The following is a 6,456-nucleotide window of genomic DNA, read 5'->3' as shown; positions in this document are numbered from 1 at the left end:
ACACTGTCCGGCGCGGCGTGGTCGTCGGCCCTGGTCCCGTTAACGCTGGTGCTGCTCGCCAGCGCCGTCGCCGCGCTGGCCGTCCGCGGCTGGCCGCTGCGGATCCTCGCGATGCTGGTGGCCGTCGTCAGCCTGGCGACGGGTTACCTGGCGATCAGCACGCTGGTCACCGCGGACGTGGCGGTGCGGGCCGCGGACCTCGCGCACGCTCCGGTGCTGTGGTTGGTGGGCAGCCAGCGCCATTACCCCGGACCGGTGATCACCCTGGCCACCGCGGTGTGCACGCTTTTCGGTGCCGTGCTGTTGATGCGGGCGGCGGCTTCGGCCCGCGGTGCCGACACCAAATATGTGACGCCCGCGGCCCGCCGGTCGCGGGTGCAGGGCGACGAGAAGATCATCTCGGAGCGAATGATTTGGGATGCCCTCGACGAAGGCCATGACCCGACTGACGATCCGCGACACGAAACATGACAGCGAGGGTCGGTGACGAACCGCGCGCCGACGGTCGCTACCCTTCCAAGGACGCCATTGTTCTGCTGGCAGCCGTGGGCCAAAAGGGGAAAAGGACCGACATGAGTTCGGCAAGCGTGCTCGACTCCATCATCGAAGGAGTCCGCGCCGACGTTGCCGCTCGTGAGGCTGTCGTGAGCATGTCCGAGATCAAGGCGGCCGCAGAGGCGATGTCGGCGCCGTTGGACGTCTTAGCGGCGTTGCGCGAACCCGGTATCGGCGTCATCGCGGAGGTCAAGCGCGCCAGCCCGTCGGCGGGACAACTCGCGTCGATCTCCGACCCGGCCAAGTTGGCGCGCGCTTACGAAGACGGCGGCGCGCGAATCATCAGCGTGCTGACCGAACAGCGACGCTTCAATGGCTCGCTGGAGGATCTCGACGTGGTGCGCGCAGCGGTGTCGGTTCCGGTGCTGCGCAAAGACTTTGTGGTTGGGCCGTATCAGATCCACGAGGCCCGCGCTCATGGTGCCGACATGCTGCTGCTCATCGTCGCGGCGTTGGATCAGCCTGTGCTGGAGTCGATGTTGGAGCGCATCGAGTCGTTGGGCATGACCGCACTGGTCGAGGTGCACACCGAGGAGGAAGCCGACCGGGCGTTGAAGGCAGGAGCGCGTGTGATCGGCGTCAACGCCCGCGACTTGCGAACGCTGAGAGTGGACCGAGACTGCTTCGCGCGCATCGCGCCCGGGCTGCCCAGCGACGTGATCAGGATCGCCGAATCTGGGGTGCGTGGCACCGCCGACCTGCTGGCCTATGCCGGCGCTGGTGCCGACGCTGTCCTGGTTGGTGAGGGCCTCGTTACCAGCGGCGATCCCCGCGCAGCCGTCGCGGACCTGGTCACCGCGGGCAAACACCCCTCGTGTCCGAAACCGGCCCGCTAGGCATTCATAAAGGTTTGAACGCTATGCACCGCTTGCGCGTTGAGCCTTCGTGATGGCAGACATCTTGCGCCCGAAACTTCCGCCTTCCAGCGCGGCGATCGCCGAGCCCACTCACCACGACCCCGACTCCCGGGGTCATTTCGGCGTGTACGGCGGCCGGTATGTCGCCGAAGCGCTGATGGCGGTGATCGAGGATGTGACCGCCGCCTACGAAAAGGCGCGCACCGACCAGACTTACCTCGACGAGCTCGACAAGTTGCAGGTGCACTACACCGGCCGGCCGTCCCCGCTCTACGAGGCCGTTCGACTCAGCGCGCACGCCGGCGGGGCGCGGATATTCCTCAAACGAGAAGACTTGAACCACACCGGCTCTCACAAAATCAACAATGTGTTGGGTCAGGCCTTGCTCGCCCGGCAGATGGGCAAGACCCGGGTGATCGCTGAGACCGGTGCGGGCCAGCACGGGGTGGCCACTGCAACCGCCTGCGCGCTGCTCGGCTTGGACTGCGTCATCTACATGGGCGCCGTCGACACTGCGCGTCAGGCCCTCAATGTGGCGCGGATGAGACTGCTGGGCGCGGAGGTCGTTTCGGTCGAGTCGGGCTCGCAGACGCTCAAAGACGCGATCAATGAGGCGTTCCGCGACTGGGTCACCAACGCGGAGAACACCTACTACTGTTTCGGCACCGCCGCCGGGCCGCATCCCTTCCCGACGATGGTCCGTGACTTCCAGCGCGTCATCGGCCTTGAGACCCGTGTCCAGATTCAGGACCAGGCCGGGCGACTGCCCGACGCCGTCACCGCTTGCGTCGGCGGAGGGTCCAACGCCATCGGAATCTTCCACGCGTTCCTCGACGATCCCGCCGTTCGACTGGTCGGCTTCGAAGCTGCCGGCGACGGTGTTGAGACCGGCCGCCACGCCGCCACATTCACCGGCGGGTCCCCGGGTGCCTTCCAGGGATCCTTCTCTTTCCTGCTGCAGGACGAGGACGGGCAGACCATCGAATCGCATTCGATTTCGGCGGGCCTGGATTATCCGGGCGTGGGTCCCGAACACGCCTGGCTGCGAGACACCGGTCGCGCCGAATACCGGCCGATCACCGACAGCGAGGCGATGGATGCGTTTCGGTTGCTGTGCCGGACCGAAGGCATCATCCCTGCAATCGAATCGGCGCACGCGGTGGCCGGCGCCGTCAAATTGGGCGTCGAGATGGGCAGCGGGGCGGTCATAGTGGTGAACCTGTCCGGCCGCGGCGATAAAGATGTCGAGACCGCCGCGAAGTGGTTCGGCTTACTCTCGGACGGCGATGGCCGATAATGATCGTCGAGCAGAGCGAAACACACAATCTGACAGAGCTTTTCGGGTCATGTCGGCACGATCACCGCGCGGCGCTGATCGGCTACCTGCCGACCGGGTACCCCGATGTGCAGACGTCGATCGATGGAATGACAGCGTTGATCGAATCAGGGTGCGACCTCATCGAAGTCGGCGTGCCCTACTCGGACCCGGGTATGGACGGCCCCACCATCGCGACGGCGTCAGAGGTTGCGCTACGTGGGGGTGTACGCGTTCGGGATACCCTGACCGCCGTCGAGGCAATCACCGCATCCGGCGGCCGTGCCGTCGTGATGACCTACTGGAATCCAGTGTTGCGCTATGGGATTGAAGCTTTCGCGCGAGACCTCGCCGCGGCCGGCGGGCACGGATTGATTACGCCGGACCTGATCCCCGATGAGGCTGACGAGTGGTTGGCGGCGTCGGATCGCTACCAGTTAGACCGGATCTTCTTAGTTGCGCCGTCGTCGACGCCGCAGCGGTTGGCGGCGACTGTCCAGGCGTCGCGCGGATTCGTTTACGCGGCGTCGACCATGGGTGTCACCGGTGCCCGCGATGCGGTGTCGCAGGCGGCGCCTGAATTGGTGGGGCGGGTCAAGGCCGTTTCTGACATTCCTGTCGGTGTTGGCCTGGGCGTGCGATCGCGCGAACAGGCGGCTCAAATCGCGGGCTATGCCGACGGTGTCATCGTGGGTTCGGCACTGGTCACTGCGCTGACTGCGGGTATACCAACGTTAAGGGCGCTGACAGAGGAACTGGCCGCCGGTGTACGTCAAAGGATCTCCGACTTATGACGACGACTGTCATCGCCTATTTCCCCAGTCCGCCGCGCGGAGTGTGGCACCTCGGACCGGTGCCCATCCGCGCGTACGCGTTGTTCATCATCATCGGCATCGTCGCCGCGTTGCTGATCGGTGATCGACGCTGGGAGGCCCGCGGCGGCGAGCGCGGCGTGATTTATGACATCGCTTTGTGGGCAGTGCCATTCGGCCTTATCGGCGGGCGGCTCTACCACCTGGCAACTGATTGGCGGACGTATTTCGGTGAGGGTGGCGCGGGAGTCAGCGCAGCGCTGCGTATTTGGGACGGCGGCTTGGGCATCTGGGGTGCGGTTGCTTTGGGCGCAGTGGGTGCGTGGATCGCCTGCCGCCGGCGCGGCATTCCACTTCCCGCCTTCGGCGACGCGATAGCCCCCGGCATCGTTCTCGCGCAGGCGATCGGGCGGCTGGGGAACTACTTCAACCAGGAGCTCTTCGGCCGCGAGACCACGATGCCGTGGGGGCTGGAAATCTTCTATCGGCGTGACCCGGCGGGATTCGTCGATGTGCATTCGCTTGACGGGGCGTCGACCGGGCAGCTCGCGATGGTTGTGCAACCGACGTTCCTTTACGAATTGCTCTGGAATCTAGTGATATTCGCCGTTCTGATTTATCTGGATCGGCGTTTCACGATCGGGCATGGTCGGCTTTTCGCGCTTTATGTCGCCGGCTACTGCATCGGCCGTTTTGGCATCGAGCTGTTGCGTGACGACGCCGCCACCCATATCGCCGGAATCCGGATCAACTCCTTCACATCGATGTTCGTCTTCATCGGCGCGGTGGTGTATCTGATCCTGGCTCCCAAGGGCCGAGAGGATCCGGCGACGCTGAGTGCATCGGCCGCTGACCGACTGGTACCGGACTCGATGGACGAGGCCACAACCGAGTCGTCGAAGTCCGCGGACGTTGTCACCACCGCAATTGACGAGCCAGCTAGCGAGCCCGCAACCGTAGAGACGGCGGTCGACATAACCGCCGTGACGACCGGAGACAAGCCCGGCGCCGAGGCTGAAAGCGCCGAGGCTGAAGCGGTCGCCGTGGAGGAAGATGCCGCAGAGGTCGATGCCCTCGAGGCCGAGGTGACCGAAACGCCTGAGCCGGCCGCGGCTGACGAGTCGGACGACGTCGCGGCCGAAGCCGAAACGGAGAAGGCTGAGGAGGAGCCGTCCGCCGAGGCTGAAGCCGAGGCCGACGCCGCGGAGGCCGACGCCCCCGAGGCAGAGGTGACCGAAAGCTCCGAAGAGGACGCCGAGCCGGAGAAGCCCGAAGACGTGGAAGAGGCGGCTGAATCGGCCGACGACAAGGCCGCAACGGCCAAGGAGCCAATGCCCGAAGCCGACCTACTCGATCGCCTCTCAGGCCTGTCTGTCCGACGACGGCTGAGAGGGTTTAGTTCCCGGTTGCGTCGCCGCTAGTCGCGGCGTACCACGACTGGCATGCTGAAAGACGTGACCAATCCGGCTGAGCATGGCGCGACGCGGATGCCCGCGCGGATGTACGCCGCGTTAGGTTCGGGTGCGCTTCTGGCAGGTGCGGTGGGTTACATCGGTCTGGTGGACCCGCATAAGCCCGACTCAATCTTTCCCCTTTGCCCGTTTCGCCTGCTCACAGGGTGGAATTGCCCCGCCTGCGGAGGCCTGCGGATGATCCACGACGTCTTGCACGCCGACTTGGCCGCGGCGATCACCGACAACGTCTTTGTGCTGGTCGGCATCCCGGTCTTGGCCGGCTGGTTTGTGCTGCGCCGTCGCTCTGGAAAATCTCTGTCACCACTACCGGTGGTGGCGACTGTCGTTATCGCGATGCTGGCGTGGACGGTGCTGCGTAATCTGCCGGGATTCCCGTTGGTTCCGACGTTACTCACCAGTTAGCCAGCTGCCGGATCAGTATCGATCAAGTAGCGCGACTATGCTGTTTTGTCGTGGCGAGACGCGGCAAGATCGTCTGTACTCTCGGTCCGGCCACCAGCACTGACGAATCAGTCAGAGCGCTGGTCGAAGCCGGAATGGACGTCGCCAGAATGAACTTCAGCCACGGTGACTACAGCGATCACAAAGCTGCCTACGACCGGGTGCGGGCCGCCTCTGACGCCACCGGCCGCGCTGTCGGCGTGCTTGGCGACCTGCAGGGCCCGAAGATCAGGCTCGGCCGCTTCGCTGAAGGGCCGACCTACTGGGCCGACGGCGAAACCGTGCGGATCACCGTCGCCGATTGCCCAGGCAACCACGACCGTGTTTCGACCACCTACAAGCATTTGGCCCAAGATGCCGTACCCGGCGACCGCGTTCTGGTCGACGACGGCAACGTCGGCTTGGTCGTCGAGGACATCGACGGCGACGACGTGGTGTGCACCGTTACCGAGGCCGGACCGGTCAGCAACAACAAGGGAATGTCGCTGCCCGGGATGAGGGTGTCGGCGCCCGCGTTGTCCACTAAGGACGTCGAAGATCTCGAGTTCGCGCTGCACCTAGGTGTTGACATGGTGGCGCTGTCGTTCGTGCGCTCGCCATCCGATGTCGAGCTGGTCCACGAGGTGATGGATCGGGTCGGCCGCCGGGTACCCGTCATCGCCAAACTCGAGAAGCCCGAAGCAATCGACAACCTCGAAGCAGTTGTGCTGGCCTTCGATGCTGTCATGGTCGCCCGCGGTGATCTGGGTGTCGAGCTGCCGCTCGAAGAGGTTCCGCTGGTGCAGAAGCGGGCCATCCAAATGGCAAGGGAGAACGCAAAACCCGTCATCGTGGCGACCCAGATGCTGGAATCGATGATCGAGAACTCCCGGCCGACGCGGGCCGAGGCCTCTGACGTCGCCAACGCCGTGCTCGATGGCGCCGACGCGGTGATGTTGTCCGGCGAGACGTCGGTCGGCAAGTATCCATTGGCAGCGGTCCAGACGATGGCCCGAATCATC

General features: G+C 65.0%; 7 protein-coding genes. All 7 read left to right on the top strand.

The window, feature by feature from the left end:
• Positions 1 to 471 (top strand): TIGR02234 family membrane protein (locus WB785_RS04310; protein ID WP_424077452.1); only part of this gene is annotated, 471 nt, incomplete at its 5' end.
• Between the two features lie 101 nt (positions 472 to 572).
• Positions 573 to 1,391, top strand: a complete 819-nt coding sequence (gene trpC, locus WB785_RS04305) for an indole-3-glycerol phosphate synthase TrpC (RefSeq protein ID WP_424077451.1) — start codon at positions 573 to 575, stop codon at positions 1,389 to 1,391.
• Between the two features lie 52 nt (positions 1,392 to 1,443).
• A complete protein-coding gene (gene trpB / locus WB785_RS04300; protein ID WP_424077450.1) occupies positions 1,444 to 2,709 on the top strand; it encodes a tryptophan synthase subunit beta in 1,266 nt (421 codons plus the stop codon).
• Positions 2,706 to 3,521 carry a tryptophan synthase subunit alpha gene (gene trpA, locus WB785_RS04295; RefSeq protein ID WP_424077454.1) on the top strand — a complete coding sequence of 272 codons (816 nt, stop codon included), beginning with the start codon at positions 2,706 to 2,708 and terminating at the stop codon, positions 3,519 to 3,521. The genes trpB and trpA overlap by 4 nt, the downstream gene beginning before the upstream one ends.
• Positions 3,518 to 4,960: a prolipoprotein diacylglyceryl transferase gene (locus WB785_RS04290; RefSeq protein ID WP_424077449.1), complete on the top strand. Its 1,443-nt coding sequence runs from the start codon at positions 3,518 to 3,520 to the stop codon at positions 4,958 to 4,960. Before trpA ends, WB785_RS04290 begins: the two co-directional genes overlap by 4 nt.
• A 66-nt stretch (positions 4,961 to 5,026) precedes the next feature.
• Positions 5,027 to 5,416, top strand: a complete 390-nt coding sequence (locus WB785_RS04285) for a DUF2752 domain-containing protein (protein ID WP_424077453.1) — start codon at positions 5,027 to 5,029, stop codon at positions 5,414 to 5,416.
• Positions 5,417 to 5,466: 50 nt separating this feature from the next.
• On the top strand, positions 5,467 to 6,456 hold a 990-nt coding region (gene pyk / locus WB785_RS04280; RefSeq protein WP_424077448.1), incomplete at its 3' end, for a pyruvate kinase.

It is taken from the genome of Mycobacterium sp. (assembly GCF_049585075.1).
Lineage (GTDB): Bacteria > Actinomycetota > Actinomycetes > Mycobacteriales > Mycobacteriaceae > Mycobacterium.
The sequence above is the reverse complement of the archived record's forward strand: the minus strand, read 5'-3'. Positions and strand labels throughout refer to the sequence as shown.